General features: G+C 65.9%; 36 protein-coding genes and 2 pseudogenes. 18 read left to right on the forward strand and 20 right to left on the reverse strand.

The window, feature by feature from the left end; translation table 11 throughout:
* The first annotated feature begins 212 nt into the window (after nt 1-212).
* From MVA47_RS00840 to MVA47_RS00900, 13 genes are all read left to right on the forward strand, one after another.
* Complete coding sequence (locus tag MVA47_RS00840) at nt 213-791, forward strand: LPD29 domain-containing protein (RefSeq protein WP_030174731.1); 579 nt, start codon at nt 213-215, stop codon at nt 789-791.
* Nucleotides 792-821: 30 nt separating this feature from the next.
* Nucleotides 822-1,208, forward strand: coding sequence for a hypothetical protein (locus tag MVA47_RS00845; protein ID WP_030174733.1), 387 nt, complete (start codon nt 822-824; stop codon nt 1,206-1,208).
* Nucleotides 1,209-1,603: 395 nt separating this feature from the next.
* Complete coding sequence (locus tag MVA47_RS00850; protein WP_156045728.1) at nt 1,604-1,762, forward strand: hypothetical protein; 159 nt, start codon at nt 1,604-1,606, stop codon at nt 1,760-1,762.
* A gap of 163 nt (nt 1,763-1,925) precedes the next feature.
* Nucleotides 1,926-2,078 (forward strand): hypothetical protein, encoded by a 153-nt coding sequence (locus MVA47_RS00855; RefSeq protein ID WP_156045730.1) that lies wholly within the window; start codon nt 1,926-1,928, stop codon nt 2,076-2,078.
* Nucleotides 2,079-2,455: 377 nt separating this feature from the next.
* Nucleotides 2,456-2,701: a glutaredoxin-like protein NrdH gene (gene nrdH, locus MVA47_RS00860; RefSeq protein WP_030174736.1), complete on the forward strand. Its 246-nt coding sequence runs from the start codon at nt 2,456-2,458 to the stop codon at nt 2,699-2,701.
* A 16-nt stretch (nt 2,702-2,717) separates the two neighbouring features.
* Nucleotides 2,718-2,996, forward strand: coding sequence for a hypothetical protein (locus MVA47_RS00865; RefSeq protein ID WP_030174739.1), 279 nt, complete (start codon nt 2,718-2,720; stop codon nt 2,994-2,996).
* Between the two features lie 28 nt (nt 2,997-3,024).
* Nucleotides 3,025-3,294, forward strand: coding sequence for a hypothetical protein (locus MVA47_RS00870; RefSeq protein ID WP_030174742.1), 270 nt, complete (start codon nt 3,025-3,027; stop codon nt 3,292-3,294).
* A gap of 40 nt (nt 3,295-3,334) precedes the next feature.
* A complete protein-coding gene (locus MVA47_RS00875; protein ID WP_033336181.1) occupies nt 3,335-3,964 on the forward strand; it encodes a DnaB-like helicase N-terminal domain-containing protein in 630 nt (209 codons plus the stop codon).
* Nucleotides 3,965-3,990: 26 nt separating this feature from the next.
* Nucleotides 3,991-4,170 carry a hypothetical protein gene (locus tag MVA47_RS00880; RefSeq protein WP_247206363.1) on the forward strand — a complete coding sequence of 60 codons (180 nt, stop codon included), beginning with the start codon at nt 3,991-3,993 and terminating at the stop codon, nt 4,168-4,170.
* A gap of 30 nt (nt 4,171-4,200) precedes the next feature.
* Nucleotides 4,201-4,419 carry a hypothetical protein gene (locus MVA47_RS00885; RefSeq protein WP_247206364.1) on the forward strand — a complete coding sequence of 73 codons (219 nt, stop codon included), beginning with the start codon at nt 4,201-4,203 and terminating at the stop codon, nt 4,417-4,419.
* 40 nt (nt 4,420-4,459) lie between these two features.
* Complete coding sequence (locus MVA47_RS00890; RefSeq protein ID WP_033336179.1) at nt 4,460-4,705, forward strand: antitoxin VbhA family protein; 246 nt, start codon at nt 4,460-4,462, stop codon at nt 4,703-4,705.
* A 20-nt stretch (nt 4,706-4,725) separates the two neighbouring features.
* On the forward strand, nt 4,726-4,956 hold the full coding sequence (locus MVA47_RS00895; RefSeq protein ID WP_030174755.1) for an antitoxin VbhA family protein: 231 nt from the start codon (nt 4,726-4,728) through the stop codon (nt 4,954-4,956).
* A 31-nt stretch (nt 4,957-4,987) separates the two neighbouring features.
* Entirely contained in the window at nt 4,988-5,794 is an 807-nt protein-coding gene (locus MVA47_RS00900) for a Fic family protein (RefSeq protein ID WP_197038101.1), read from the forward strand.
* 7 nt (nt 5,795-5,801) lie between these two features.
* Here the strand turns inward: MVA47_RS00900 and MVA47_RS00905 are convergent, their stop codons facing one another.
* From MVA47_RS00905 to MVA47_RS00915, 3 genes are read right to left on the reverse strand one after another with little or no spacing between them, the layout of a single operon-like run.
* Nucleotides 5,802-6,362 carry a hypothetical protein gene (locus MVA47_RS00905; protein ID WP_030174761.1) on the reverse strand — a complete coding sequence of 187 codons (561 nt, stop codon included), beginning with the start codon at nt 6,360-6,362 and terminating at the stop codon, nt 5,802-5,804.
* Nucleotides 6,359-6,541, reverse strand: a complete 183-nt coding sequence (locus tag MVA47_RS00910; protein WP_156045734.1) for a hypothetical protein — start codon at nt 6,539-6,541, stop codon at nt 6,359-6,361. Before MVA47_RS00910 ends, MVA47_RS00905 begins: the two co-directional genes overlap by 4 nt.
* A gap of 6 nt (nt 6,542-6,547) precedes the next feature.
* Complete coding sequence (locus tag MVA47_RS00915) at nt 6,548-6,925, reverse strand: hypothetical protein (protein ID WP_030174764.1); 378 nt, start codon at nt 6,923-6,925, stop codon at nt 6,548-6,550.
* 248 nt (nt 6,926-7,173) lie between these two features.
* Here MVA47_RS00915 and MVA47_RS00920 point away from each other — a divergent pair, with 248 nt between their 5' ends.
* Together MVA47_RS00920 and MVA47_RS00925 are read left to right on the forward strand one after the other, a co-directional pair.
* Nucleotides 7,174-7,410: a DUF1778 domain-containing protein gene (locus MVA47_RS00920; protein WP_247206365.1), complete on the forward strand. Its 237-nt coding sequence runs from the start codon at nt 7,174-7,176 to the stop codon at nt 7,408-7,410.
* Entirely contained in the window at nt 7,407-7,802 is a 396-nt protein-coding gene (locus tag MVA47_RS00925) for a type II toxin-antitoxin system death-on-curing family toxin (RefSeq protein WP_286131433.1), read from the forward strand. Before MVA47_RS00920 ends, MVA47_RS00925 begins: the two co-directional genes overlap by 4 nt.
* On the opposite strand, the gene MVA47_RS00930 is transcribed toward MVA47_RS00925, so the two are convergent.
* Nucleotides 7,803-8,762, reverse strand: coding sequence for a hypothetical protein (locus MVA47_RS00930; RefSeq protein WP_030174774.1), 960 nt, complete (start codon nt 8,760-8,762; stop codon nt 7,803-7,805).
* Nucleotides 8,763-9,229: 467 nt separating this feature from the next.
* Between MVA47_RS00930 and MVA47_RS26885 the strand changes: the two genes are divergently transcribed.
* The 3 genes from MVA47_RS26885 to MVA47_RS00945 all read left to right on the forward strand — a co-directional run bounded on the left by MVA47_RS26885 (nt 9,230) and on the right by MVA47_RS00945 (nt 12,176).
* Nucleotides 9,230-9,598, forward strand: coding sequence for a plasmid mobilization relaxosome protein MobC (locus MVA47_RS26885; RefSeq protein WP_051721999.1), 369 nt, complete (start codon nt 9,230-9,232; stop codon nt 9,596-9,598).
* A complete protein-coding gene (locus tag MVA47_RS00940) occupies nt 9,595-11,634 on the forward strand; it encodes a relaxase/mobilization nuclease domain-containing protein (RefSeq protein ID WP_033336174.1) in 2,040 nt (679 codons plus the stop codon). Before MVA47_RS26885 ends, MVA47_RS00940 begins: the two co-directional genes overlap by 4 nt.
* A gap of 122 nt (nt 11,635-11,756) precedes the next feature.
* Nucleotides 11,757-12,176, forward strand: coding sequence for a GNAT family N-acetyltransferase (locus MVA47_RS00945; RefSeq protein WP_051722021.1), 420 nt, complete (start codon nt 11,757-11,759; stop codon nt 12,174-12,176).
* An 845-nt stretch (nt 12,177-13,021) separates the two neighbouring features.
* On the opposite strand, the gene MVA47_RS00950 is transcribed toward MVA47_RS00945, so the two are convergent.
* The 16 genes and pseudogenes from MVA47_RS00950 to MVA47_RS01025 form a co-directional block, all read right to left on the reverse strand.
* Nucleotides 13,022-13,285 (reverse strand): hypothetical protein, encoded by a 264-nt coding sequence (locus MVA47_RS00950; RefSeq protein ID WP_030174786.1) that lies wholly within the window; start codon nt 13,283-13,285, stop codon nt 13,022-13,024.
* A 19-nt stretch (nt 13,286-13,304) separates the two neighbouring features.
* Nucleotides 13,305-13,664 (reverse strand): hypothetical protein, encoded by a 360-nt coding sequence (locus tag MVA47_RS00955; protein ID WP_247206366.1) that lies wholly within the window; start codon nt 13,662-13,664, stop codon nt 13,305-13,307.
* Complete coding sequence (locus MVA47_RS00960) at nt 13,661-14,584, reverse strand: hypothetical protein (RefSeq protein ID WP_033336171.1); 924 nt, start codon at nt 14,582-14,584, stop codon at nt 13,661-13,663. Before MVA47_RS00960 ends, MVA47_RS00955 begins: the two co-directional genes overlap by 4 nt.
* Nucleotides 14,584-15,048 (reverse strand): DUF4913 domain-containing protein, encoded by a 465-nt coding sequence (locus MVA47_RS00965; RefSeq protein ID WP_197038102.1) that lies wholly within the window; start codon nt 15,046-15,048, stop codon nt 14,584-14,586. The genes MVA47_RS00960 and MVA47_RS00965 overlap by 1 nt, the downstream gene beginning before the upstream one ends.
* 10 nt (nt 15,049-15,058) lie before the next feature.
* Nucleotides 15,059-16,936, reverse strand: coding sequence for a type IV secretory system conjugative DNA transfer family protein (locus MVA47_RS00970; protein WP_081907087.1), 1,878 nt, complete (start codon nt 16,934-16,936; stop codon nt 15,059-15,061).
* Between the two features lie 182 nt (nt 16,937-17,118).
* Nucleotides 17,119-17,586 carry a hypothetical protein gene (locus MVA47_RS00975; protein WP_030174795.1) on the reverse strand — a complete coding sequence of 156 codons (468 nt, stop codon included), beginning with the start codon at nt 17,584-17,586 and terminating at the stop codon, nt 17,119-17,121.
* Nucleotides 17,583-18,239, reverse strand: coding sequence for a hypothetical protein (locus MVA47_RS00980; protein ID WP_030174798.1), 657 nt, complete (start codon nt 18,237-18,239; stop codon nt 17,583-17,585). Before MVA47_RS00980 ends, MVA47_RS00975 begins: the two co-directional genes overlap by 4 nt.
* A gap of 35 nt (nt 18,240-18,274) precedes the next feature.
* Nucleotides 18,275-18,853, reverse strand: a complete 579-nt coding sequence (locus tag MVA47_RS00985) for a hypothetical protein (protein WP_051721998.1) — start codon at nt 18,851-18,853, stop codon at nt 18,275-18,277.
* Entirely contained in the window at nt 18,846-19,346 is a 501-nt protein-coding gene (locus MVA47_RS00990) for a hypothetical protein (protein ID WP_030174804.1), read from the reverse strand. Before MVA47_RS00990 ends, MVA47_RS00985 begins: the two co-directional genes overlap by 8 nt.
* 15 nt (nt 19,347-19,361) lie before the next feature.
* Nucleotides 19,362-20,426, reverse strand: a complete 1,065-nt coding sequence (locus MVA47_RS26890; RefSeq protein WP_247206367.1) for a lytic transglycosylase domain-containing protein — start codon at nt 20,424-20,426, stop codon at nt 19,362-19,364.
* Nucleotides 20,427-20,538: 112 nt separating this feature from the next.
* Nucleotides 20,539-20,791: pseudogene (locus tag MVA47_RS26895) on the reverse strand (transglycosylase family protein); the annotation flags it as partial.
* A 132-nt stretch (nt 20,792-20,923) separates the two neighbouring features.
* Nucleotides 20,924-21,403: pseudogene (locus MVA47_RS26900) on the reverse strand (M23 family metallopeptidase); the annotation flags it as partial.
* A 3-nt stretch (nt 21,404-21,406) separates the two neighbouring features.
* Nucleotides 21,407-21,694 carry a hypothetical protein gene (locus MVA47_RS01010; protein ID WP_030174807.1) on the reverse strand — a complete coding sequence of 96 codons (288 nt, stop codon included), beginning with the start codon at nt 21,692-21,694 and terminating at the stop codon, nt 21,407-21,409.
* Nucleotides 21,695-21,696: 2 nt separating this feature from the next.
* Complete coding sequence (locus tag MVA47_RS01015; RefSeq protein WP_156045742.1) at nt 21,697-23,544, reverse strand: hypothetical protein; 1,848 nt, start codon at nt 23,542-23,544, stop codon at nt 21,697-21,699.
* A gap of 39 nt (nt 23,545-23,583) precedes the next feature.
* On the reverse strand, nt 23,584-25,077 hold the full coding sequence (locus MVA47_RS01020) for an SCO6880 family protein (protein WP_030174813.1): 1,494 nt from the start codon (nt 25,075-25,077) through the stop codon (nt 23,584-23,586).
* The gene (locus MVA47_RS01025; RefSeq protein WP_247206368.1) at nt 25,074-25,217 is read right to left on the reverse strand and encodes a hypothetical protein; all 144 of its coding nucleotides are present in this window, start codon (nt 25,215-25,217) and stop codon (nt 25,074-25,076) included. Before MVA47_RS01025 ends, MVA47_RS01020 begins: the two co-directional genes overlap by 4 nt.
* Nucleotides 25,218-25,239: the final 22 nt, after the last annotated feature.

Here is a 25,239-nt window from a genome sequence, read left to right on the forward strand (position 1 = left end):
CATGACCGGCGTCGTCCGCCACACAAGGCCCCGGCTGCGGCCCTTCGGGCTCGGAAACTTTTCACACCCGCACTCCGCTGGCGCTCCGCGTGAAAACTTTCCGCCCGCGGTCTTGTGTTCTGTCCTCCTATGCCGGTCTTTATCTCCATTGCCAGAAGGGCAAAAAAGTTGGCGGACACCACGTCTGCCGCACCAAGGCCGGGAGGGTCACCATGCCGAAGTTCACCACGAAAGAGACTGCCGCCGCGCTGCGTAAGCACCTGCGCGCCACCTGGCCCACCGTGAAGTTTTCCGTCCGTTGCGAACGGGGCACCGGCAGCGCATGGCTCCGGGTCGCCTGGGTCGACGGACCAGCCAACCTCCAAGCCGAAAGCGAGTGGTTTGGGTTTCAAAGCGCCCAATTCAACGGGATGACCGACAGCTACGACCAGCTCGACGACCACCTGGTGTGCACGGACCCGGCCGAGCTGCCCGAGGTGCGTTCGTACTCGTGCGACGGGATCAACGGCGTACGCACATTCACCGACGACGCGGTGCGCACGACCGTGCGCCAGCTCATGGACGAAAACACCTGGTTACCGGCAGCATTCGCCGTTGAAGGTATCGACCCCGAGGCCCTGACCTACAACACCCTGCACCGCTCAGCGTCGATGCTCACCCTGGACGGCCGCTGGCTGGGGTACCTGGGTGAACCGCTGCCCCGCTCCCCGTACGACCTGGGCATCGCGATCACCAGCGCCTTATCGGTTACCGACTTCACCACGCCCACGCCGGCACTGCACACCCGCTGACCTGCTCCACCCATCGAAAGGACCCCCGCCATGACCTCGACCACCAGCGCCTACGTTCCCGCTGTCATTCCCGACGAGCTGGCCCGCACGTTCACCGGGATCCTGTGGGCAGCAGCCAACATTGCCGCGACCCGCCCCGAGGTGGTCGACGCCATCGCCGAGGCCGTCCGCGAGATTGGCGGAGTCGATTACGACCAGCAGCTCACCGTGGAATCGGTGTGCGTCAAAGCCGCCGCCCGCCGCGACCCCTGCGCCCTCAATCCGATGCTTCCCGGCCGCCGCTGGGCCAGCTGGGCACCAGGGTTAACCGAACGCGAACGGTGGGACTGCCTCGCCGAAATCGCCGACCGGTGGAGTGACCCGAGCGACCGCGACACCGGGCTACGCCCCGGCCGATGGGACGAACCCGCCTGCTGATGCTGGGCCGATGGCTGCCCGACCCCTCACACGGGCAGCCACCACCACCTGTGTACCCGCCGCGCGAGGAGTGTTCACGCCACCGTTTGGTGGACAGGGATCGGTTCCGGCCGCGTAGTCGGACCTACGGCCCGAACTTCGTTCCTGTGGTCACCAAGGGGCGCGCGTCTTCTCATTCTCTCAGTCCGGGGGCCCGACCGGTCAACCCACGCACCGGCGCTTCCGCCCGTTCTCCGCTTCGCTACGCCCGTGCGCTCCAACCACTTTCACACCCGCACTCGCTGCGCTCGCGTGAAAGTGGCTTCCGGCCGCCGCTGCTCTTCGGGGTTGACCGCCCACCCCGCACTGAGCGACTGCGAAGCCGACAGCGTCGCCCACTACGAGGAGAACCCATCATGACCATCACCACTGCCTACGCCGACATCGACGGAACGATCATCATCCGAGAAGGCATCACCACCCACACGATTCGCCGGGACGGAACCAGCCAGCTCGAAACCGACTGGCATCTGCCCGACGGCACACCATCTGACCCGTTCGCCGAGAGCAGCTAGCGGCGGCCGCCGGCCCCACCCGCAAGGGTGGGGCCCTGTGCTGTGCATCTACCAGGACGTATCCATAGCGATCGGGTACACATAGTGGTGTGTCTCCGGCGAATTGCCGTCCGCTGGCGACGCGCTCTGCCCCGTTTATTGCCGTCAACGAGAAGAGACACCTATGTCTGCTGTTGCTGTCGACCCTGACCCGGTCACCACCCACATCACCGAGCTCTGCCACCAGCTCCTCGCCGGTGACACCAGTGACTTCACTGACACTGACTGGTGGATCATGCAGTGGGCCGGCTACCTCGACGCCGACCAGGCGCACTGACCACCACCACCGGCAGGTGCTGCGATGCAACAGATTTCGAGGCTCCTCACCCCTGCTGCATTCCCTGATGGCCCCATTGTTGTCACGACCGGACCTGCGGACCAAGAGTCTGCGCCAACAACGCGGCACGCGCTGCGCTTATTTCGCACCACGTTCTTGTCTCCGCTTTCTTGATCCTCCGGCCCGCCCGCACAAGAGGGCCAGTTATCAGGAAATGACCACACTCTGAACCGCTCCAACAAACCACAACAATTCGCTCGGAAACGCTCAAAACAATTGCGGTCAATTGTCGAAAAGCATTGCAGCACAACGCAATATCGCTTAGAATGAAGCTAATAGAAACGCAGTCGCACGAAACTAATCGAGAGGCCAAGACAATGACTGAGCACACCATCACCGTGTACACCAAGCCCGCATGCGTGCAGTGCAACGCCACGTACCAGGCCCTCGACAAGAACGGCCTGGACTACACCGTCGTGGACATCACCACCAACGATGAGGCCCGCGACTACGTGATGGGACTGGGTTACCTACAGGCACCGGTTGTGGTGGCCGGCGGCGACCACTGGTCCGGTTTCCGGCCGGATCGGATCAAGGCACTCGCTGCTCACGCGGCGGCATGAAGAGAGGGGGAAGCAGATGAGCGTTGACAGCGCCGAGTTCGCACACGAGATGGATCAAATCGAGGAGGCCCGCAACCTCGACATCGCTGCCACCCGAGCCGATCTGGCAGCCACCTTACGCGCGGCCGGCGAACACCTGGAACACGCTGACCGGTTGACGGCAGCTCTGGGTGAACGTCAGCTGTATGACACCGACTACGCCGATAGTGCGGCCGGGCCCGATGCAGAGCGATGGATCGCCGACGCTGCACGCAGCATCCGAGCCGCCTACCGCATCATCACTTCCCTTCCCTGAGCAGTCTTTTCGATTGGAGACCCACACCATGACCGCAGCGACCAGCTACGCCGACCGAGCACAGCACTACCGACAGCAAGCGCAGGCCCGACGTGCCGCCGGCGACCTCGAGGACACCGCCCGTCTCGAGGAGCTGGCCGAGCGCGCCGAGCAGGCACACCAGCTGCGGCCATGGTCCGCCGCGCACGAAGCGTTGCGTTACGACGACCAGGACTGCTGCCGCGAATGCCACGAGCACCTCAGTGATCCGCACGGGCCGGGGTGTGTGTACGCGGACTTGTCTTATGCCACCGACTGACCCAGGCCGAGCGCCCACGAGCGACGGAAACGAGGACCCGATGACCATCACAGCAAGCGACATGGCCACCGACATCGAGGTGACCGGCGAGGTCGCCCCAGACGACGAAGCCCTCACTGTCGATCAGTTCCCCAGCCACCTGGGCGCTGACGTCAGCACCGAAGATGCCATCACCACCAGCGTCGAGGCTGCGTTCCTGACCGCATTGATGTGGGCACCGAAAGACCTTGCCCAGCAGGTCCGTCAGATCATGACCGGACCCGACCGGTGGAATCCGTTCTGGAGCCCGGCGCACGCCGAGATCTTCGAGGCCGTGAGCAGCGTCCTGGATGAGGGCGGGCCGGCGACCCCGGTCCTGGTCCAAGCTCGGCTGTTCGAGACGGGCCGCCTGGCCCGTGTCGAGCAGCACTTGTTCGCGATCCTGTCCCCCGCTCAAGGTCCGCTGATCGGTGGTGTGGAACTGCCGCACCTGGCGGCCAAAGTGATCGATCAGTGGTACCGGCGCGGTTACGCCGGCCTTCTGGCCCGGATGTCCCAGATCCGCGAGACCGTCAGCGTCGAGGAGCTCGCCGGCCACTGGGAAAGCCTCACCGGCCATCAGCAGCGGGCCGAAGAACTGTGGTTGACCAAACGCGACCATCTCGCCCGCCTGCACCAGGGCACCGCATGAACGGCCACCACATGCGAGGAGGTCCGGTGTTGCGGGCCGAGGATCTACACAAGATGGCCTGGCACATGCACTACGACGAAGGCATGAGCTGGGAACAGATCGCCGCAGAGCTCGAGGAACCCCTCGCCGCCGTCGAACGCATGGCCGCCGCCTACGAGCACCTCACCGACACCGCGGCCGCCGACGCCCAACACGTCCTGTTCTGACCAGACCCACCGCGCGAAGGAGCCGACGCGATGACACATCGCCGAACCCACGTCCGACCGCAGAGCAGATTGTCGCCCGCACCGAGGAGCAGATCCTCGCTGCCGTTTGAGGCTGGCCACGACATGGACGGCATGCCGCTCACTGACGATGACCGCGCCGCGATACGCCGGATCTCACGGGGAGAAAGCACCGGCGACCAGGAAGTGGCCACGCTGGTCGCTGCGATCCGCGCACGCGCCACCCCATAAATGACTACCGCTGCCCCACCTGAGGAGAAATGATGCCGCCATGACTCAGGAACCCGAATGGGCAGTGCGCTACCCCGACCTGTTCGCCGAGCTGACGATCGAACAGAAGTGGTCGGTGCACAACACGATCGCCAGCAACGAGATGGAAGGGTGGGAACCGACCCGCGACAACGTCGCTGACCTGATCGCCCTGACCCGCGGTCTCATCACCCTCGAAGAGTTCGTGCGACGCGGCCGCGCCGCCCTGGATGCACAAGCATCGTCGAACCCACCGACCACCACCTGAGGAGAAATACGATGTCTGTCATGACCGAGGAACCCGGCTGGGCTGTGCGCTACCCCGATCTGTTCGCCGGTCTGACCGAGCAGCAGAAGTGGAATGTGCACAACAACATCGCCAACCACGTGATGGAAGGGTGGAACCCTGACCGCGACGACGTCGCGGATCTGACCGCGCTGACTCGTGGGGACATTGACCGCGCCGAATACGTGCGGCGCGGTTTGGAGCGTGTGGACGCTCGATTTCCGGACGCCTGACCTCGTACGGGTAGGCAGGGGGCGCGGATCGGTGAGGTCCTGGGACGACTACTTTTGGCCGGGCACAACTGTGCTGGCCAACAAACTGGGCATCACCGATGCGGGCAAGCTCGCGGCCGCCGAGCACGTGCTGACCTCCGCAGCAGTGCGCGACATCCTCGACGGCGTGATCGAGGTACCCCACACCTTCGATGCCGCCCACCTGCAAGCACTGCACCAGCATGTGTTCGGTGAGGTGTACGAGTGGGCCGGGGAGTTCCGGCAGGTGCCGATGTCCAAAGACGGCGTGGCGTTCGCCGACGTCAACCGCATCCCGGTGTACCTCCGGGACGCCGAACGTGTGGTGAAAGAGGTTCCCTGGCCGCAACTGTCGGCCGAGGAGTTCGCTGACCAAGCGGCCCGTGTGTACGCCAACATCAACTTCGCGCACGGCTTCCGTGAGGGCAACGGCCGGGTAGGGAAACTGTTCGTCGCCCAGCTCGCTGAAAAGACTGCGTACGCGTTCGACTTCGAGGCGATCGACCCGCGGCTATGGAACCAGCAGTCCAGGTTTTCGGTTCCCGACCTCGGTGAGCACACGCCCCACCACCACGAGCTCACCCCTGTCTTTGCGCGCATCATGATCGACCGGCCCACACCGTCGCCGGCAGTGACCGACGTCAACGAAGCAGCCCGGGCGGCCGCCCGGTTCGCCACCCGCGATCACCCCACCAATCCTCGACGTGCGGCCACCCGCCCGACGACCGGACAAGGCCCCTCGTCGACCTCGTACCGGCCGCCGGCGCACTATCGCCGAGATCCAGGCCGCGACAACGGAACCGGCTCCGGCCGCGACTGACCGGTCCTCACGCCTCTCTGGCGGTGGCTGTGTTGGTGGCCGGGTAGTAGCCGATCCCATCGGGGTAGGCGTACGTGACGACACCAATGATCGCCACCCATGCGTCCTCGAGTGCGGCGGCCACCTCAGCAGAGGTTGACGCCGCCAGAATGCGTGCGCAGTCGCCGACCGTGAGCATGGCGTGATGCTGATTGCCGATCGCGGTCAACCATTCGCGGCGGTGTCGTTCGCCGAACACCGCGTGCATGATCTGCCGGCCGTGGTCGGTGGGGTGTGCATCACCGTTGATCGCCACCGCATGTGGATCGGAGATGTCGGCGGCCAGATGGTGCAGCTTGGGGATCGATGCAGCCGGATCGGCGCGCTGGCCCAGTTGCACGAGCCCTAGGCCGGCGAGGTCGAGGTGATCGGCGGCCGAGAAGTCGACGATCACCCCAGCCGAGGGCAACAACCCAGCGTCCCGGATCCACATACCGTGCGTGTCCGGTGGGGTGTGCGCCCGCAGCGCTTGCTTGCGGCGCCGGCGCATCCGCTCCGTGGTTTGGCGGCGTTTGCGGTCCCGGCTCATCGCAGGGTGCCCCCGCCCATCGACAGCACGAGCACGGTGGCGGCCACGATCACCGCGCCGCCCACGACCGAACCCACCGCGCCGCGGCGGTCCTGGGCCCAGCGCAGAGCAAACAGGCCAACCACAACGCTGACAGCACCGAAACCACACATGACTATGAGCATTTTTTCGTAAAACATGCCCCGCTACTCTGCGGCCGGTGACGAGCCCGCTGTCGTGGGCTCGCTGGCGTGGCTGGGTTGTTCGCTGCGATCGGAGTTCGCGACGGACGCGGGTCGTGTGGTGCGACGAGGGCGACGAGGGCTTGCCGGTTTCGCGGTGCCCAGTGGGTCGACGTCGAACGGTTTGAGTGTCTTGTGGTCGAAGCCGGCAGCCTTGGCTTCGGTGAGCAACGTGTTGAGCGTGCGCAGACGCTCGGAGTCGGCGGCCAGGAACGCATCGCGCTCGTGAGTCAGTGTCTTGTGGGTGTTCATGATCTCGCGCAGCACAGTGACTTTGCGTTCTGCTTCGGCGCGGACTTGAGCCTCGATGGACTCGAAATTGATAGCAGTCGATGACGACATGACGGTTTGTCTCTTCTCTCGTTGACGGCATAAACGGAGCCTGGAATTACCCGTCCAGTGGCGGGATGGTGTGTGCACGCAGACGGCAAATCAGGCGTTCGCAAACCTGAGGAACCAGGTGGTCCCTCACTGTCATCGTAGCGGTGCACGGTGACCGGTGACGAGGTTCGCGCGCGGGGGTCAGCACGGATCTGTTCGACCTTTCACGTCGGTACCTAGTTTGGTACCATTGTAGGTACCGCCAGGTAGTGAGAGTGCTGTCTGCAAGGGAATGGGGAGCCGCACTGATGCCGTCGTTGAACATCACTTTTACCGATGAGGAACACCGTTTGCTCGCCGAGGCTGCGGCCAAGAGTCAGGAGTCGCTCAAGACGTTTGTCCATGATGCGGCGATGGAGCGGTCGAGTGCGTACCGCGAACGCGTGGTGGAGATGTCCGCGCAGATTGCGTCGTGGTCGGCGGAGTTGAACGATCGGCTCGCGTGAGCGTGCCTGTGGTGTTTCTTGATCGGTTCGCTGTGCTGGCGGCCGGTTCGGCGGCGTGTGGGTTCACCCCGATTGTCGGGGATGAAGGGTTGTTGGCGGCTGCGATTGCCCGCCCGCAAGCCACGGCGTTCGGGCTCGACGCCTACCCCTCCCTGTGGGACAAGGCGGCGGCGTTGATGCACTCGCTGGCCAACAACCACGCGCTGCTTGATGGCAACAAACGCACCGCGTGGGCGAGCGCCTGGTTGTTCCTGGCGATCAATGACGTGGTTGATCTGTCGGCGCCGGCGGCCATGGATGTCGACGCCGCCGAACAGTTCGTGTTGTCGGTGTCGAGTGGTCAGATGCCGTGGCAGAAAGTCAGCGAAGGGCTCCGCACGTTCACGCCGTGACTACGGCCCCGGCGATCTGTGGCGGTCGGCGAGGTACACGATCAGCGCGCCGACCGTGTGGACGATGAACCATGCGTCGTCGAGGCTGGCGTCAGCGTCGCCCTTGTGTGCTTCACCGTGATTGCGGCGTGAAGCAATCCAGTCCCCGATCTTGAGTACGGCGGCGCTCAGGGGGCTGTCGGGACCGGTCAGAACGCCCGAGAACTTCACAGCTTTCATCTGCTCGCCCAGGGTGCTGCCGGAATAGCCCAACGCGGTCAGGGCATCTTGCAGTGCGGTGCCGGCGTCGGTGATGGCATCGCCGCCATCACCGTTACGAATCTCCTTCAGTGCTTTGAGATAGGTGCCCTCTGCGACCGCGAACTCCGGGCGGCCGTGCAGCAGATTCAGTGTTGGAGTGATGACGTTGTGGTGCAGAACCTCCGAGTTGCGGCTGATGATCTGACTCGTCGCTGTCAGTGCGAACGCAACGCCGTGCGCATCGAAGATGTCGTTGACCCGCCGCCGAAATGCCTCGGGGCTCGTCGCTTCACCATCGGGATTGATGACGTCCTTGGTCCCCTCCTCGCCGGCCTTGGTTGCAGCCTTGAGTGCGTTCTCATACTCGGCGCGCAGCACCCGGTGCTGGGCCTCGAGTACAGAGAGCACGACGGCGTCGGACAGCGTCCACGTCTGGATCCCGTGCTCGGGGATCTCGCTTGGGCGCACGTCTGATTGGCCGAGTGAGTTCTCGATCATGTTGCTGACCTGATTGCTGAACGTGTACTCGACATCGCCGAATGTCTTTGACGCGGAAGGGTGCCACCAGATGGCACCGGTGTGATCGCGCCAGGCCGCATACAGCTTGACGCGCACCCGCTTGTCCAGCGATGTGGTGGAGAACGGATCGCCCGCCGCTGCTTGCTCACTCATCTCCTGGCGGCGAAGCCGCTCCATGTACAGCTCCCCGTCGTCACTCACCCAAACAGTCAAGCATTCGCCGACGACGGCCATACGACCACTGACGGGAGGCGGCCTCATCTCCCTCCACCTGCGCAGCTACCCCGCTTGTCCTAAGCCGACGTTTCGTCACCACGGACTCGGCCGGAGACGCGCGCTTAGCGCACGCCACAACCGGGTCCGGCGGTACCCGCCGAGAGGCGGAATCGCCCGAAGGGCGATGCAGTGTGTCCGCGCCGAAGGCGCGGGGTGGAAAACCAACGGAATCCGCTGGCGCGGATGCTTGCAGGCTTGCCCCGGCGGAGCAAGCTAGGATTTAGCACGGCTAAATCGTTGTCACCGTCCCTGAGTCGCGGTACGGTGCATCCATCAACGGTGTTGGTGGATGGTCCCCACGGGGTGGGTTCGCTGCGCTGAGCCGGGGGTCCCGCCGAGTTGGCGGGACAGGAAGCACCGGACGCGGTGCATGAGGGCAGGAGGTGACGCGGGTGAGTGATTTTCGTGCGCGTCAGCACAATGTGCCCGGCGGCCGGTCGGTCCGGTTCGAGGTCAAGACCACTCCCGAGGAGGCGGCGCGGCTGCAGGGGTTGGCAACTGATCGGGGCGTGACGGTGCCCCGGTTGCTGGTGTCGTCGACCTTTGAGCGGGGCCAGGTTCCGCGCGTGACCCACGCGCAGCTGGAGGAGATGTTCGCGGTTGGCCGGTACCTGGGTGCGGTGGGCCGCAATGTCAACCAGATCGCGAAGGTTGCCAACGCGACCGGCGAGATCGAGGAGGAGTGCGCCGCGACGTTGGCGGCCGTGCGAGCGGCAGCGGTGCGGCTGTCGGCGGCGATTGAGGCGGTCACCGAGCAGTGAACTCGAACGTCACCAAAGGTGCGAAGGTCGGTGGGCTCCTGGTCTATTTGGCCGGCCCGGGCAAGGCCAACGAGCACACCAACCCCCATGTGGTGGGGGGCAGCGATGTGATGATGCTGTTCGCTCCCGAGGGGCAGTTGAGCCGCGATAGCGCGTTGATGTTGGCCCGCGAACTCGACAGTGCCCGTAAAGCCTTCGGGGTGGAAGTCACGACGGTGTCGAAGAAGGCGGCGGCGGCGCTGCGGGCGCAGGGAATGACCGCGACGATGGCCGTGGAGAAGGCCACCAGTGTGGAGAACGTGTGGCACTGCTCGCTGTCGCTGCACACCGAGGAAGCGCCGCTGTCAGATGAGCAGTGGGAGAAGATCGCCGGTCGGTTCATGGAGATGATGGAACTCGATGTGCCGGGTGATCCACGGCCACCGGTGCGGTGGGTCGCGGTGCGCCACGGCCTGTCTGAACGCGGCAACGACCACATCCACATCGCGGCGTCCACGGTGCGTGAAGACGGCACGAAAGCGAACCTGTGGCAGGACTACACGCGCACCCAAAAGGCGTGCCGTGACCTGGAAGTCGAGTTCGGTTTGCGGGTCACGACCGGGCGGGCAGCCAAGCTGACCGAACCGGGCCGCTCCCCCGCGCAGGAAGAGATCGCCGCACGCACGGGCCGGCGGGAAACGGCGAAGGCGACGCTGGCCAGGCGGGTACGCGCGGTGGCCGGAGCCGCCGAGTCCGAAGCGGAGTTTGTGCGCCTGGCGCGGGCACATGGTTTGTTGGTGCGGCCCCGATACAGAGCGGGCTCGAAGACCGACGTGGTCGGGTACTCGGTGGCGTTGCCCACGGCCGACTACGCCACTCGCGATGGCGATCCGGTGTGGCATGGCGGAGGCAAACTCGGCAACGATCTGACGTTGCCCCGGCTCCGGGAACGGTGGTCGGCGCCTGATCCCGGAGCTCGCGCCGACGCGGTCAGTGCATGGGCCCACCATCAACGCGAGACCATCGACCCGACCGCCGCTGCGATGCCCGCAGCTGCGGAACAAGCGCGGGCGGGGATGTCGTTTAAGCAGGCCCGTGAGCAACTGCGAGTGACGTTGCTGACGGCAGCCAAGGGCGCCTCGACCGAGCGAGACTTCATCCAGGCCGCCCGCGACAAAGGCGTGTTGTTGCGGCCCCGGTACGCGCCAGGAACCACCGACAAGGTCACCGGCTATTCCGCTGCGTTGCCCTCGCACATGTACAGCGACCGCGACGGACACCCGGTGTGGCACGGCGGCGGCAAACTCGACAACGCATTGACGTTGTCGGAGCTGCGCCGGCAGTGGCCACCGATGGGAACGTACGGCCCTGAGGGGTCGATGACGGTCAAGGCGTGGGCGCGGGTGGCACCGGACGCCGCACGCAATGCGCAGGCGTCGGCCGAGGCAAAAGGGTGGGCTGCAGCGGCCCGCAGCGCCCGCCGGTGGCAACAGCAGGTGAACAAGCTGGGCGACTCAGGCGAGCGGCGAGGAACGGCGACATGGGCACGCGCGGCCCACGACACCGCGGCGGCGATGTCAGCCTGGTCCACCACTGTCGAGGGTGACCGCCCGGCCGAGCTCGCGCGGATGGCCGATGCACTCTCGGCTGCGGCCGGGGACCACCGCTCCCCCGCCCAGGCACGGTCAGACAACCCCGGCGCGTCGATGCGCCGGGTCGCGGCGATGATGCTCGCCGCTAGTGGTGATGATCCCCGCTACCTGTGGATGGCGGTGTTCTCCCAACTCGCCGCTACCTCGCGGGCCATCAGCGCCGCCCTCGAAGCAGAGGGTCATGCTCAGCGAGCCCGTGAACTCGCCGCTGCTACCGCTGCGGCGTCGGCGAAGTTCGACACCATCGCTGCCGATGCGGACAGCGAACGGGTCCGCGCGAACCTCGCCGCAGCTGCCGCCGGCCCTGCCAGCACACAGCGTCCGAGCTCGCCCGCACCACAGGCGCCGCCAGCAAACCGGGATCACTACCAACGGCCGCCAGAACGCGACGACTACAGCAGATGAATTGCACCGCTAGGGCATGTCTTTAAGTACGTGAACGACGACCATGGGGCATGGTCGACGCGGCAGGCTGGCCCCGTCGCGGCGCTGGGTTTCTCGCGATGGGCGTATGCGATCATCACGTCATGTCGGACCAGTCCACAATCCGGCGTGCAACAGCCGACGACCTCGATTTCCTGGCCGCGCACGACCGCCATGTTCGGACTGAGGTGCTTCGTGCTCGGGTCGAAGCCGCGCAAGTGCTGGTCGTCGAGCAATCGTCTGGATTGCTCGGATGGTTACGGTGGGGGCTCTTCTGGGACGAGATCCCGTTCATGAACATGCTGTTCGTCCTCGAGGACAATAGGGACTGCGGGCTCGGCGGCGATCTGGTCGACGTATGGGAGGACATCGTGCGCGCGGACGGCCACAGTGTCGCAATGACTTCGACGAGATCTGATGAATCAGCGCGGCACTTCTACCGCCGCCGTGGCTACGTGGACAGTGGCGTCCTACTGCTGCCGGGCGAACCTGCCGAGGTCATTCTGCGACAAGAACTCGCCTAGACGTATGCAGGAAGACACCTTGCGGCCCATCGCTGAGTGCTGGTCCAGATGCCGCAAATAGCGATCAACTCCGGTCGAGCACGTTAATCGTTCACAGGTACGTGCGGGGCGAACCGCCGCGCCCAAATCTCACGTACCCCAACAGCAACCAACACCACGCCCATGGTGAGCATCGTGCTGAACTCGACAGAGTCGAGGACACCGGGAGTAGCCAACAACAGCAGTCCAAACGCCACGCACGGCGCGGCGACCGTCACGATCCCGGCACAACCCGGCGCACTGCAATCGCCTCGACCACAGCAGCGATGAGCACCACCGCGAACGTCACCAACGACCACACCTCCAACTGCGTCCACGGGTCCTGGTACGACGATGCGGAGAAGTTCGCGATGGCCACCGGCGCTTGAATCGGAGTGTTGGCCGTCCAATTCCCTGACCACCCAGCAAAAGACGTAGCGCCAAAGAAGTAGCCGTAACCGTAACTACTAGTTGCACCCGTCCACGTAATGCCACCCGCAAAGAAAGTCGCCACGACGAAAACCCACCACGCAGTGTGGCCAGCGATACGGGCGAGCGAGAACACACGGTGCCGGGTCATGGCCACAAGTGTTGCAGTGCTTGCAGTTGCGTCGGGGGGTCGGTCAAACGGTCTACCGGGGTGGGGTGGGCCGTCTTGCCGCGGCTGCGTGCTGCTGAGACCCGATTCGGAGTGCAGCTTTCAGTGCGCTGTCGTGCTCAATGAATGACGAAGCGGTCGCACCGTATCGACTTGCTCACGGTGCGACCGCCCGGTCCAGAAGCCAGCAGAGCCGCCAACACCCCTCGTGTTGGCGGCTCTGTGTGGGTCAGGCTCCGATGCGCCCGATGAAGAACCATCCGGTCGGCGAAGCGCTGTAGAAGCAGTCCGTTTTCGGGAGGTAGGGCCTGCCGAATGCACCCCGGCAGTGGTCTGGCGAGCCGAAGGGTCCTACCAAGTGGCCCTGCGGCGGAGGTAGTGGTGCCCCGGCGCTGGCGGTTCCGGATCCGGCGATACCGCCGGCAATTGCGGTGACTGCGGCCACGCTCATCGTGGCTGCTGCGAGGCGGGTGCGAAGGCTCTTGTGCTGCATGGTGTTGTTCTCCTCATTCTTAGTTTGGCGTGGGTTTGGATGGATTCGGTGCGTGAGGGTTAGGGGGTTCCTCAGGCGGCCCGGCGACCTCAGACGGTCGCCCGGTCAGGCTGGCTGTGCGCAGGCCGTAGCGGGTCGGTGCGGCAGCCAGAGCGGCGCACGCGAAACTGACTGCCCCGTCGTTGTCGGCGGACACCATGACGCAGAACGCGTCACCAAAGCCGGCGGTCAACGGTGCCGCCTCGACGTCCACGCTGTGACCGGCCGACTCCAACTCGGCCCCGATCCGCCCGGAGATCTGGGCCCAGTCGCGGGTGTCGTCGTGTCGCACCGTGGCGTGCATGATCGCCAGGGCTTGCCGATTCTGTGGGGTAGTCATCGGCCGTGGCTGCGGTCGCGGGCCGGTGTTGTGCGGGCGGGGCGGGCTTTGGCCGCTTTGCTGGTGGACGCGGTGGTGGCCTTGCGGGGGTGGGTGGGGTGATCGCGCGCGGCAACGGCGGCGGCTTTGCCGGCGTCGGTGGTCCCGGTGCTGTCGGCGGCTTGCTCCGAACGCGAGAGCGTGGTGTCGATCAGCGTCCCCTCGACGACGACCGTTCCGGCCGGATGTGCCATGGCACCCGGCCGATCACTACCTGGCCGGTCACTGCTGGACCGGTCACTGGCGACGCGCTCGGCGGTCCGGTCGGCGGTGTCGGCCTGGGCCAAGAGCTGTTGCACCTGGCGACCGTCGCGGTGTGCCTCAGTGGAGTTGCCGTGCTCGGCCCAGTGGGCGGCGCGATGGGTTTCAATCATCTGCGCGCCACTCTCGCGGGGAGCTGCGCGGACCTCGTCGACGTCGAGGCAGTATTTGCTCAGCTCGGCGTCGATGTTGTCGCGTACCGCCGCTGCCACCGGTGAGCGGTCGGCCCACCGCTCGGCCGCGTCGTACACGTCGAGGATCTCAGCGCCCGGGGCGCGGGTGACCCACTCTTTGTCCGCGGCGGGCTCCCCGATCCGCCGCGGGTCGATGCCGTGCTCACGCAACAGATGGTCGTTCAACTCGTCATACGAAGCGGTGCGCCACATTTGCCCGTCACCACCGTCGCGGACGGCGAGCTCACGGCGGATCTCCTCGTCGAGATCCTTGTGTTCGTCGGCTGTTTCGGTGTCGGCGCTCTGCTGGGCAGGGCTGCGGCCGGCCTCGCGTGCGCGTCGACGGAAATAGGCCTCCAGCAGTGAGGCGGCGGCTCCGACCGCTGAGGCCAGCGCCCGTTCCATCCCGCCGGTCAGTTCGCGTTCTTCCTGTTCGTGCTCTTCCATCACTGAACTCCTTCTGATTGAAATCGGCCGGCCATGATCTGCCGGAGCAGTGCCTCGCCCATCGGGTCGACCGGCAAGATCGTGCACACCGGCTCGTGGCGATCGAGTTCGGCTGAGCAGCCCTCGAAAGTGCCGTGGGGGTCGAGCAGCGCTGCCATCGCCGGGCCGGCGTGATCGCGCCACCAGGTACTCATTCCGGTCCCGGGATCGCGGCGCAGATGTTCATAGGCCCGGTGCAGCGCCTCGAGGCGGCTCACTGCCTCAGCGTGTGCCCACCACTTCTTGCACCACCGGAACTGGGGGTTGTCGATGTTGCGGGCATAGATGCACACCAGGTGCTGTTCGACGAAGTCGTAGACCGACTCGAACTCCAGCGGCGGCGGTTCAGGAGCGGCTACCGGCGGTGGTGGCGGGGCTGTCGCCTCGTCGAGCTCGTCGAGTGCGTCGAAATCGTCCTCAGTCATCATCTCTGGGTCATCCCTTCAAAAGACTCGGTTGCGGTACTTGGGTTTTGGCGTCAGCAGTGTGAGTGCTGCGGCCCAACGCCTTGCTCCACCACCGGCCGACAGCCGTGGCCGTGGCCTTCTTCGGCGGGCCGTAGACGGCGAGTGATTCTTTGATGAGCCCGGCGTAGGACTTGCTCATCCAGGGAACTGTTTTGGCGATGATCGCGGGGTTGCCGGCGGAGAACACCAGCGCCCGCCCGCGTGGCCACGAGGCCAGGTCGGAGACGTTGAACAGTCGTTCGCGGGCGATGTGAGTGCTGGTAGAGGTGGTGCCTTTGGACTTGGACACCGTGATGACCTCGCGGTCGTAATCTCCGACCAGCTCGGATACGAAGTCGAGGAACTTCTTTTCGCTGACGTTGCCGCCGTAGACGTTGACATTGGCTGTGCTCCACAGCTTTTGCATCCCGTCTTCGCCCCACACCTCGGTCCCCTGTGACCAGCTTTGCAGGATGGTCATGATGTTGATGCCGCGAGACCCGTAGTGCGAGTAGAGGTCTGGCAACCGTTGCCACCGCACCACGTTGGCTGCCTCGTCCAGGGCGCACAGCATCGGAGTCGGTAGCCGCCCGCCCGGGTGGGCGGCGGCGATTTCCTCGGCGGCCTCGCACGCAGCGACGGTCAACGCTGCAATCAGTGGGCCGGTCGAGCCGACACCCTCCTTGGACATGCAGTACAGGGTTTCCCCGCCCCGCACGAACTGGTGCAGGTCCAGGTGAGGGCGGGTATCGCCTGGCCAGGTGGTGATCCACTCCTTGACCCGGGTCGACCGCAGGCAGGCAGCCATTTTCAAGGCGGTACCGAAGATGCCGTCTTGCTGTTTGGGGGCCAGGTTCAGTCGAGCCGAGAGCGCCCCGGCCACGTACGGATACACCGGTTTGAGGATCTGTACTGCTTCGGCGCAGCGGTCACGGCGGGTCAGCCGCTCGTAGACGACGGTGATCTGTTCACCGGCCAGCGCTGAGGCGAGCATCAGGTTGGCCAGCAGATCTTGGCCTTCGGGATCGAAGTACGGGTCCTTTTTGCTCGGAGCTCCGTCGCCGCTGGCGAATTGCTCGGCCAGCGATGCGGCCCGCTCCTCAGGGTCAGCGCCTTCGTATGCTTCTGTGCCGGTACGCGCCGAACCCGTGGGAACGATGTAGGACAACGGATTCCAGTAAAAGGTGGCCGGTTGTTGGGCAACCTGCTGGGGGTCGAACACCCACACCGCCCGGCCCATCCGTTCTCGCACCAGACGGGTGTGATCGAGGTTGCCGCGTTTGTTCTCCGTGGTCAGGACCGCCCCGGGCGCTTCACAGATCGCCGGAATGATTCGGCTGGTCGACTTGCCCATACGCGTGCCCCACACGTCCACGCACGTCTCTTCGAACGACCCGAACAGCCGGGTCGACCCACGCAGCGTCGTCCCGATCGGCACTCCCGGCGAGCAATGCGCATTGTTTTCACCGGTGGGCATCACTACTCCCAGTTCGGCCGCTTTGGCGCGGATCGCTGGTTCGGTTAGCGACTCAATGTCTTTGACCGTTCCCAGATACCGGGCAGCGGTGTCGACGCGTTTGAATTGACCGACCCGCAGATACCACCACCGCCAGGTCGCCCCCGCGCACGCGGTGAGGATCAGCACGATCACCACCGCCCAGACTGTCGCCGCGGTCGACCACACCAGGTCACCGCGAACCAGGTCCCCGGCCGCGGTGACCGGGTTCGCCGGCACCGTCTGCCCTCCGGCCAGCTGCAACGCCGCCCATCCGGTGGCCACCACTGCTGCCGCTGCTCCCAGGCCACCAAAGATCAGCGGCGCCTCAGAGCTTTTCGGATTCCGAATCTGTCCAGGACTGGTTGGCATCTCACGCCCCCCAGATCCGGTGTCCGCCGGCGGCGGCGAGCTGTGCTGCGACTCGGGGTAGCCAGCCCCCAGGTGTGGTCATGGTGTCTTTCTCCTTGTGATTGTCGTCGGAGGTGCCTCGAACGTCGTTGGCGCATAGGCACTGTCGGAACGGCAGGGCGCTAACGCGGTCGGTTGACCGGTCATGTCATCACCAGGCCGTTGACGATGACGCCGGTGGTGAGAAGCGATGACAGCGCCCACAGCGAGCCAGCGAGCGCCATCGCCAGGGCGGCGGAAGGTACTCGTCGCCAGCGGGCCGGATCGGTGTTCCATTGGCTGGTCATCCGGATCAGCACCAGCATCACTGTCACGATTGCTGCGACGCTGCTGCCTACACAGGCGACCCACAGCGCCCAGGCCTGCACGCTGTCGATGTTCGACGGCAACTCGCGCACCGTCGCTCCCCCGCCCGCCCGCCACTGGTAGCCGGCCACACTCAGGTACAGCGGAATCGCGGCCGCAACCACGACTACCGCCGCCGCCTCTGTGAGCACCAGCGGCCGCCGATGCCGGCGCGTGAACTGGTGCCACGCCACCCGCCGAGCCCGCCACGTGAGCGAGATGGCCGGGTTCCCGCCGGCGTCGCTGACTGCCTCGATGCTGGTCACGACGCCACCTCTGTGGCGGTGACCAGGCTGTCGAGTTTGATCTCGCGCCAGGTGCGGTAGCCCGGTGCTCGGCACAGAGCGATCGCCGGGTTCTGGTCGGTGACCTCGATGGTCAGCGACACCCGGTGACGGCTGGCGGTGGCGGCCAACATGTCTGCGGAAAGTTCGTGGTGGCTGGTGTGCAGCACCAGGCGCACGGTGTCCAGGCCGGCCTTTTCGCGGGCTTTGCCGGCGAGGTAGATGGCTTTGTCGGCCGCGGAGCGTTCGGCCGAGAGTTCATCGCCAGGCCGGTAGACGATGTCCTTCTCGTGGAACTGGCCGTACCAGGATTCGTGGTCGTTATCGGCGGCGCAGACGGCGTAGGTGGCTACTTCATCGTCACCGGCACAGAACAATTCGATGACCGGGGCGTCGGCTGCGGCAGCGGCGACGTCGGCGGCCTCGGCCGCGACAGTGTCTTCGCGCAGCTGGTCGTAGTCGATGTCGAGCTGTTTGCGGAGTTCGGTTTTGACTTTGGGCCACAAGCGTTTGGTGGCCACCCCGGCATCTTGTGCCCAGGCACGAATGTCGCGGTGGGTGGTCGCTGTGCGGAGCTGGTCGGCTCCGTCGGTCACGGCTTGTTCGGCGGTGTCCCAGTCTTGGTCTTGTGTCATTGCGTGTCTCCTTCGAGGTTGTTTGCGGTGCAGGGTTATCCGGCGGTCACGGTGTAGGCGGTCAGTCGCCATCCACCGTCGGTGTGGGTGAGCGTGGCCTCGACTCGCATCGGGTTCAGCGGTGTGGTGTCGCCGTCGGCGTGGAGCACTTTTTGGCGCACGGTGACCAGCCGGACAGCGGTGCTGGGGCTGTCGGGGATGTGGCCGGCGTCGACGTCGGCGGTGGCGGTGACCACGTCGCCGCTGCGGCGCCAGGACTCCCAGCGGGGATCGGGTCGGGCAACGGTGGCGGTCACGGTGGAGGAGGCCGCCGCTGCGAGCTCGCCGCCGAGCCATGGCGCGGCCCGGCGAACCCCTTCGCCCGAGCTGGGATCAGTGACCGGCTGCCAGGTGAACATCATCGACAGCGCTTGGGCCGCTACGACGTCGGGACCGGCAGTGGCCGGGTCGGGTGGGCCGGGCAGCTGGTGGCCGTGATCGTTGCCGGCCGACGGTCCGGGGCTGGGCTCGTCTGAGCCGTCGCCGCCGCATCCGGATAACACCACGGCCAGTGCCGCGAGCACCGCCACGACCACGGTGACCGGTCGGCCCAGAATCGATTGCTTCTCAGACATCCTGCGCCCCTGCAGGGTTGACAGTGATGTGCAGGTGGTCGAGGTGGTTGGCGGTCGGGCTGCCGCGGTCCTCCATCAACGCCGCTTTATAGACGTTGGTGGGGAACGGTTGGTAGTGCTGGCGCCACAGGGTGTAGCTGACCCGGTAGTCCGGGGCGTGGTCGCTGACCCAGACCGCGATGCGGTCGCCGAGCTCGCGTCCGGCCGGGGTGTCCCACCCCGGGACCATGACGTCCAGGGCCAGACCTTCCGCGTGCTCGGGGTACGGGTCATGCGGGCGCACACTGCTGAACTCGAGCGGGCCGAACACGGCGGTGAGGTCCTGGGCCAGCTCGACGACGGCGGGGTCACCGTTGATGATCTGAGTGCTGCTCGTCGGGGGTGCTGGCTCGCTCGAGGTAGCGGCGCAGCCACCGACCAGCAGTGCCGCACACATGCTGGCCGCGACTGCGGTCGTGGCGGCGATCGGCCGCCTGGGGGCTCTGTGGGACATAAGGTTCTCTCTCCTCTATCGGGTCGGGGTCGGTGCTGCGGGCGTGGTCGTCGACGAGGTCGCGGGCGCAGCGAGTTGGGCTTCGTACTTGGGTTTGTTGGCCAGGATGATGTCGGCGTAGGGCCGGGTCTGGGTGATGTAATCGGCTCCGTCGGTGGGGAATCCGCGGTTGCGTTGCACCGCGCCTTCACCGGCGTTGTAGGCCGCGAGGTAGAGCGCTTCGCGGCCGCCGGGGGTGTCGTCGCTGACCGAGCCGTCTGCGATCCAGCCGTCGATGGTGGTCGCGATCGCGCACATGTAGCGGCCCTGGGCCATCACTCCGTCGCCGATGTCGTAGGGGTCGACCTTGCCGTTCCCGTCGTCGTCTTTGCCGTACGTAGGCCAGGTGCCCGGCATGAACTGTCCGGGCCCCATGGCCCCGTCCGGTGAGGTGGCCCGGGGATTGAACCCCGATTCCTGGTGGCCTTGGGAGGCGAGGAAGGACGACGAGATCTGCGGGCACAGGGTGCCCGCTTTGCGGTACCACGGTTCGAACTCGGCGGGCACGGTGCCGGTGGCGAGGTTGTCTTCCCCGCCGCGGGTGCCCTTGGGTGTGCACTGGTCGCCGCGGCTGGATCCGGCGGAACCGCCTGCGGGTGCTTTGCCGAAATCGGTTCCCGGTGCTGGGAATCCGTGTCCGATGGTGGTGACGTGGACGTGGTCGAAGTGGTTTTGGGTGGGTGAGCCCCGGTCCTCCATCTGGTTTCCCTCGCCGGTGGCGGGGGTGTACTGCTGGCGCCAGATGGTGTATTCGACGGCGAAGAAGTCTTTGTTGTCGAGGATGTACTTGTTGATCGCGTCCCCGAGCGACTTGCCTTCGGCCGTCTCGTAGTTGGGGATCATGATGTCGGCGGCCCGGCCCGAGGGGTGATCGGGGTAGGCGTCGACCGGCCGCCAGCCGCCGATGGTTTGCACCTGCGGGAACTTGAGCGCCACTGCCCGCGCCAGTCGGATGGTGTCGGTTTGCCAGTGCTCTTCGGATCCCTTGGCCGGGTCCATCGGCTTGTTCAGATCCCCGCCGCTGGTGTCGGGGGCGGCCACTGCTACCGGTGCAGGGGCTTGATTGTTGGGCGGGGCGGCTGGTGCTGCGGGCTGTCCGGCGGTAGCGAAGGTTCCTGCGGGCGCTGGTTTTTGTCGCGCACCGCGGCCTGGACGGAGGTGGTGGGCCAGGCGTCCCAGCCTTGGCCGGCCAGAACCGAGTTCGCGACCTCCATCTGCTGCTCTTTGGTGGCTTTGTCGGCGGTGGGGGCGTATTTGCCGCCGCCGAACCCGTTCCAGGTTTGTTCGGTGAACTGCAGACCGCCGAAGAATCCGTTGCCGGTGTTGATGGCCCAGTTGCCGCCCGATTCGTGCTGAGCGATCTTGTCCCAGTCCGCCACCGACACCACATCCGGCGCGGCCGGTGCACCAGCGCGTGGGGCGGGTTGGCCTGGTTCGACTGCTCCTGCGAGCCACGGCATGGGGTCAATGGCCGTTCCACCGAATCGGCCGCCGTCCCACACCTCGAAGTGCAGGTGCGCCCCGCCTGGCCCGGTGGGGTCGACCTCACCGTTCCATCCGACGTTCGAGATGTGCTGGCCGGCGGTGACCTTGTCTCCGACCTTGACCAGCAGGTCGTCGGGGAACATGTGGCCGTAGACGGTCGAGTAGACCTTGCCGCCGATGTTGTGGTCGAGCACGATCCACTGCCCGAAACCGCTGGCAGGACCGGATTGGTTCACCGTTCCGTCGGCGGCGGCGTAGATCGGTTGCCCGTCCTGGGAGCCGTAGTCCTGCCCTTGGTGCATGGTGCCGCCGCGCGGCCCGAACGGTGAGGTGAGTTGGTAGGTGCCCTGCTTCATCGGCTGGACCCGCGATCCGGGTGCCAGCGTGCCGGCTCCGGGGGTAGCGCTGGGGACGACGCAGTCAGATCCGCTGCCGGTGAAGGCGAGCATGATGATCATCGGTATGGCCACGACCAAGGCCGCGGCACCGGCCAGGAGCTTGCCGGCTCCTGCTGCGCTGTCCCCCTCCCCCATGGTTTAGTCGTCCACCCTGCCGGTCAGGTGCGCGGTCAGCTCGCGGTTCATTTCGGTGAGCGCGGCGATGGTGGCGTTGGCATCAGCAAGCCGCCGGTCGGTGAGGTGCTCGTGCGGGTCGACCCCGGCCCGGCGCATCCAGTTGCGCACTGAGTTGTCCGACACCCCGAACTGGTCGGCCACCAGCCGCACCGCCTCAGCCACTGAACTGCTATGCGGCAACAGCTTTTTGAGATTGTCGACGGCCAGGGCGCGGGTCTCGTCGGTGATCGCGCGGTAGCTCTGCCCCATGGTCATTGGTCCTGCCCGCTCGCCGCGCCGGCTCGTCCCCAGCGGGTGTTGGTGTTGTGGACGCCTTTACCGCGCTCGGTGGCGGTGAAGGTGGTGCGAAACGGCATGCCGATCTGTTCGTCGGAGGTGCCGTACTTGAGGAGGAAACAGCCCAGACCTTGGGGCTTTTGGCGTTCACCGCGTTTGATCTTGCGCAGCGTCGCCGGTGAGGGCGGGGGTGTGGAGGCCAGAGAGGTCAGCCACGCCTCTTCGGTGGTGGTGAACTTGGTGACCTGTTTGAGCAGGGCGATCTCGTCGGGGCCTACCGGGCCGATGATCTTCGCCGGTGCCCGCTCGATGAAGCCGCGGGCGTTGTTCACATCGGCGGCCGACTCGAACGCGCCGAGGTCCTTCATCGTGTGGGTGATCATGATCAGCGCGGTGCCGATGGTCCGGTTCAGGCGGGTCAACGCGTTGACGCGATCGACCATCCCGGCGCCGGCTTGGAGCACCCGCCAGAGCTCGTCCATGACGACGAGGAAGTTGCGTCGTGGTGCCAGTCCGGCGTCGGCGAGGATGTGCGCGGCTTCGACCGCGCCGAACCCGTCTGACCAGCAAACCATCAACGCTGCGGCGAGCAGCTTGCTGTCGGATTCTCCGATGCCAGACAGATCGACACAGATCGCGGGTGCGTCCAGGTCGATGGGCTGAGACGTTTGCGCGTTGAACACGCGGCCGAAGTTGCCGTCGATCAGGGCGGTCAACGACTGGCGCAGCGCGCGGGTGATGTCGCGGTACTGCTCGACGGTGTCGGCGCCGACTTTGGGCCACAGCACGTTGCTGTTGCCGTCGATGACCGCGTGTAGATCCGACAGGATCGGCGGGCGGTCGGGGGTGAATCCGCCGCCGGCGGTGGAGTAGAGGTGTTCCAGGGCCACCCGCACTAGGGTTTCCTCGAAATCGCGGACCGGCATCGCCCGGACCAGCTGCACCAGCCCCATCACCATCTGCACCTGGCGGGCGCGGACCTGCTCCCATACAGCGGTTTTCAGGGCGTGCAGGGTGGTGATGCGGTCCGGGTCGGTGGTGTCGAGGATCGCGGCGTCGAGGCGGCCGATGACCGATCCGAGGGCTCCGACGCCGAGCGGGTTGATGGTGCCGGATTCGTAGGACAGGTTGATGTGCTGGCCGCCGACGTGCGCGGTCAGGTCGGAGTACTCGCTTTTGGTGTCGCCCATGAACAGGGACGTGTGGTTTTGGGCCATCACGCCGGTGGACATGCGCCGCACCAGCGACGACTTGCCGAAACCGTTGAGCGCCAACACAAAAGTGATGGGTGCGTTGATCAACCCGGCGTCGTCGAACCAGACGATCGGATCGAAACCGACATCCTCGCCGGTGATGGCGTGCGCCCCCAGCGGGGTGCCGAGCATCGGTGCGGATGCGCCGATTGAGAACGGCCACAGGCCGGCGGCCTGGGTGGAGGTGGCCCGCCACTCCGGCATTCGGGCGATAGATCGCATCCGGCCACCGCCCCACCCGGAAAAGCCTCGACCTCCCGACGCGGGGATCGGCCGATCGAAACCACCAAACTCGGTGACTCGCTCGATCGAGAGCAGACGTGCGCGGATCTCACGGCGCAGCGCCGCACGTGCACGCCGCCCCTTCCAGCCTGGTTCGAGTGCCGCCTGGTTGAGCTCCTGCCAAGCTCGTTCGGTGCGGATCTTGACCCCACCGATCCGCACGAACGCCGGGGAGGTGTCTCTGGCGTCTGGGTCGATGTCGCTATCGGGGTCACGGTCTGCGGTCTGTATGCCCGGTCCGGACTGGGCGGGAGCGTCGAGCGTGCTGTGGCGGCCGGTGAGGGTCACGTGGGTGGGCCTTTCTCAAGAATGCGGCAGAAAGCCTGGTCAGGCGGAAATCTTGGAGCTGGTGGAGGCGTATTCGGGCAGGATGATCCCGATTCCCAGAGAGCCAGCGAACGCGGCGTCCTGGTAGCCGTAGCAGCGCCGCAACCCGATGTGAGCGCTGTCGGCCATGCCTTCGATTTCGGCGCGGATGGACGGCAGGTCCTCATCAGGGCCGGCGGTGGCGGTCACGAGCATCCCGAAACGGGTCAATCCCGCGCCCAGGGCTTGTTCGCGGCGGGCCGCTCCGGTGTTCTCCACCCGGACGGTGGCACTGGCGGCCACCACACCCTTTTTGGACTGTTCGGCGGCGAGGGCCTCGCGGTAGTCCGAGTCGACGAGTTTGACCGCCTCGGCCGTGTTGTGGACGCGGTAGATCATCGCGACCCGTTTGCGGCGTACGTCAGCGCGCGGAATCAACAATGGCCGCAGCACATTGGAGGGCACCTGGCCTGCCGGGGCTGTAGCCATTTCCCAGGTGATCGATCGGTACCCGTTGTGCACCAGGTGGTCCCACTTGTTTTCCGAGGTCACCGGTCCCGCACCTTGCCAGCGCAGCGCGTCCTCGCCGCTGACACCGGTGATCTGCTCGAGTTCTTCGGTCAGCTGCGGGTTATAGGCACGTGTCGGGGCCACGCACCACTCCCCTGCTGTCATCGGGGTGGCATCAAGGCCGGCATGGGCGCACGCGGCCATCAGCGACGACATCTTCCGGCCGATCTCGGCGGCCTGATCGGCCACCTCTTTGCCTGCTGCCTCGCGCATCCGGCCGAACGTCAACGTCAACCGGATTTCTGAGCGCACGATGGCTGCTTCTGATCCCATGGCGGCCTCGGCCATCACTTGCCGGGCATAGGCCGGTGCGTCCGGGTGGGTGATGCGTTTGACCTCTGCGGTGATCCGGGAGCGGTTATCGGGTACCGACTCGACAACGACGCAGGCGCCGACTGCGCCGCGGTCCCCGCCGAGCTGGGCCAGAAAGTCTCCCCACCCCGACACCCAGTCGTTGATCTGCCACTGATCGACCCGTTCCTGGCCGCGAGGCTGAATCGAAAAGGACACAGCGAAATGGTTTTTCGCCTTCAAATGCACCAAGCCGAACCGGTCTCCGTTGCGGAGCTCGTACTCGTATAGGCGGGTGTCGCCGGCGATACCGGGCATCCGGCCCACCCCTGGAACCACGCCGAATGCGCCACCACGAAAGGTGGTCTCACCCCGCCACTTTGCCCACCAGAACTGGCCTCGCAACATCAGTAACTCCCATCCTGTTCGGCCACCGATACGGGCCACTAGTGGGCCGACCAACAGCGCCGAGAACGGCACCGACACGGCCATGACAGCTAACGAATTCGTGATCAGAAACAGCAGAATGTTCGCGATGACCAGGCCGCCGGCGAAGACGGTCACACCCCAGGTCATGCCGTACAGGCCCGTGGTGCTTGGTCGCTCCCAGCGTCCGTAGAGGATCAGCACGTTGCGGTCGGCGTTGCTGCTCATCGACGCACCCGCCGACGTTGCACGAGGACCCCGGCCGCAGCCGCTGCCATGCCCGCGCCGTACAGCACGAGCACCCAGACGGCGGGGACCGGCGCGAACGCTGCGACCAGCAGCAGCACCATGCCGGCGGTCACACCCACCGTGAGGGGGTGATAGGAATCG

The sequence above is a fragment of the Williamsia sp. DF01-3 genome (genome assembly GCF_023051145.1).
Taxonomy (GTDB): Bacteria; Actinomycetota; Actinomycetes; order Mycobacteriales; family Mycobacteriaceae; genus Williamsia.

What these genes read in the sequence shown, in the direction of transcription:
- MVA47_RS00840 (WP_030174731.1), top strand. Translation starts at nt 213, where the DNA reads ATGCCGAAGTTCACCACGAAAGAGACTGCCGCCGCGCTGCGTAAGCAC.
- MVA47_RS00845 (WP_030174733.1), top strand. Translation starts at nt 822, where the DNA reads ATGACCTCGACCACCAGCGCCTACGTTCCCGCTGTCATTCCCGACGAG.
- MVA47_RS00850 (WP_156045728.1), top strand. Translation starts at nt 1,604, where the DNA reads ATGACCATCACCACTGCCTACGCCGACATCGACGGAACGATCATCATC.
- MVA47_RS00855 (WP_156045730.1), top strand. Translation starts at nt 1,926, where the DNA reads ATGTCTGCTGTTGCTGTCGACCCTGACCCGGTCACCACCCACATCACC.
- nrdH (WP_030174736.1), top strand. Translation starts at nt 2,456, where the DNA reads ATGACTGAGCACACCATCACCGTGTACACCAAGCCCGCATGCGTGCAG.
- MVA47_RS00865 (WP_030174739.1), top strand. Translation starts at nt 2,718, where the DNA reads ATGAGCGTTGACAGCGCCGAGTTCGCACACGAGATGGATCAAATCGAG.
- MVA47_RS00870 (WP_030174742.1), top strand. Translation starts at nt 3,025, where the DNA reads ATGACCGCAGCGACCAGCTACGCCGACCGAGCACAGCACTACCGACAG.
- MVA47_RS00875 (WP_033336181.1), top strand. Translation starts at nt 3,335, where the DNA reads ATGACCATCACAGCAAGCGACATGGCCACCGACATCGAGGTGACCGGC.
- MVA47_RS00885 (WP_247206364.1), top strand. Translation starts at nt 4,201, where the DNA reads ATGACACATCGCCGAACCCACGTCCGACCGCAGAGCAGATTGTCGCCC.
- MVA47_RS00890 (WP_033336179.1), top strand. Translation starts at nt 4,460, where the DNA reads ATGACTCAGGAACCCGAATGGGCAGTGCGCTACCCCGACCTGTTCGCC.
- MVA47_RS00895 (WP_030174755.1), top strand. Translation starts at nt 4,726, where the DNA reads ATGACCGAGGAACCCGGCTGGGCTGTGCGCTACCCCGATCTGTTCGCC.
- MVA47_RS00905 (WP_030174761.1), bottom strand. Translation starts at nt 6,362, where the DNA reads ATGAGCCGGGACCGCAAACGCCGCCAAACCACGGAGCGGATGCGCCGG.
- MVA47_RS00910 (WP_156045734.1), bottom strand. Translation starts at nt 6,541, where the DNA reads ATGTTTTACGAAAAAATGCTCATAGTCATGTGTGGTTTCGGTGCTGTC.
- MVA47_RS00915 (WP_030174764.1), bottom strand. Translation starts at nt 6,925, where the DNA reads ATGTCGTCATCGACTGCTATCAATTTCGAGTCCATCGAGGCTCAAGTC.
- MVA47_RS00945 (WP_051722021.1), top strand. Translation starts at nt 11,757, where the DNA reads ATGTCGGACCAGTCCACAATCCGGCGTGCAACAGCCGACGACCTCGAT.
- MVA47_RS00950 (WP_030174786.1), bottom strand. Translation starts at nt 13,285, where the DNA reads ATGCAGCACAAGAGCCTTCGCACCCGCCTCGCAGCAGCCACGATGAGC.
- MVA47_RS00955 (WP_247206366.1), bottom strand. Translation starts at nt 13,664, where the DNA reads ATGACTACCCCACAGAATCGGCAAGCCCTGGCGATCATGCACGCCACG.
- MVA47_RS00960 (WP_033336171.1), bottom strand. Translation starts at nt 14,584, where the DNA reads ATGGAAGAGCACGAACAGGAAGAACGCGAACTGACCGGCGGGATGGAA.
- MVA47_RS00965 (WP_197038102.1), bottom strand. Translation starts at nt 15,048, where the DNA reads ATGACTGAGGACGATTTCGACGCACTCGACGAGCTCGACGAGGCGACA.
- MVA47_RS00970 (WP_081907087.1), bottom strand. Translation starts at nt 16,936, where the DNA reads ATGCCAACCAGTCCTGGACAGATTCGGAATCCGAAAAGCTCTGAGGCG.
- MVA47_RS00980 (WP_030174798.1), bottom strand. Translation starts at nt 18,239, where the DNA reads ATGACACAAGACCAAGACTGGGACACCGCCGAACAAGCCGTGACCGAC.
- MVA47_RS00985 (WP_051721998.1), bottom strand. Translation starts at nt 18,853, where the DNA reads ATGTCTGAGAAGCAATCGATTCTGGGCCGACCGGTCACCGTGGTCGTG.
- MVA47_RS00990 (WP_030174804.1), bottom strand. Translation starts at nt 19,346, where the DNA reads ATGTCCCACAGAGCCCCCAGGCGGCCGATCGCCGCCACGACCGCAGTC.
- MVA47_RS01010 (WP_030174807.1), bottom strand. Translation starts at nt 21,694, where the DNA reads ATGGGGCAGAGCTACCGCGCGATCACCGACGAGACCCGCGCCCTGGCC.
- MVA47_RS01020 (WP_030174813.1), bottom strand. Translation starts at nt 25,077, where the DNA reads ATGAGCAGCAACGCCGACCGCAACGTGCTGATCCTCTACGGACGCTGG.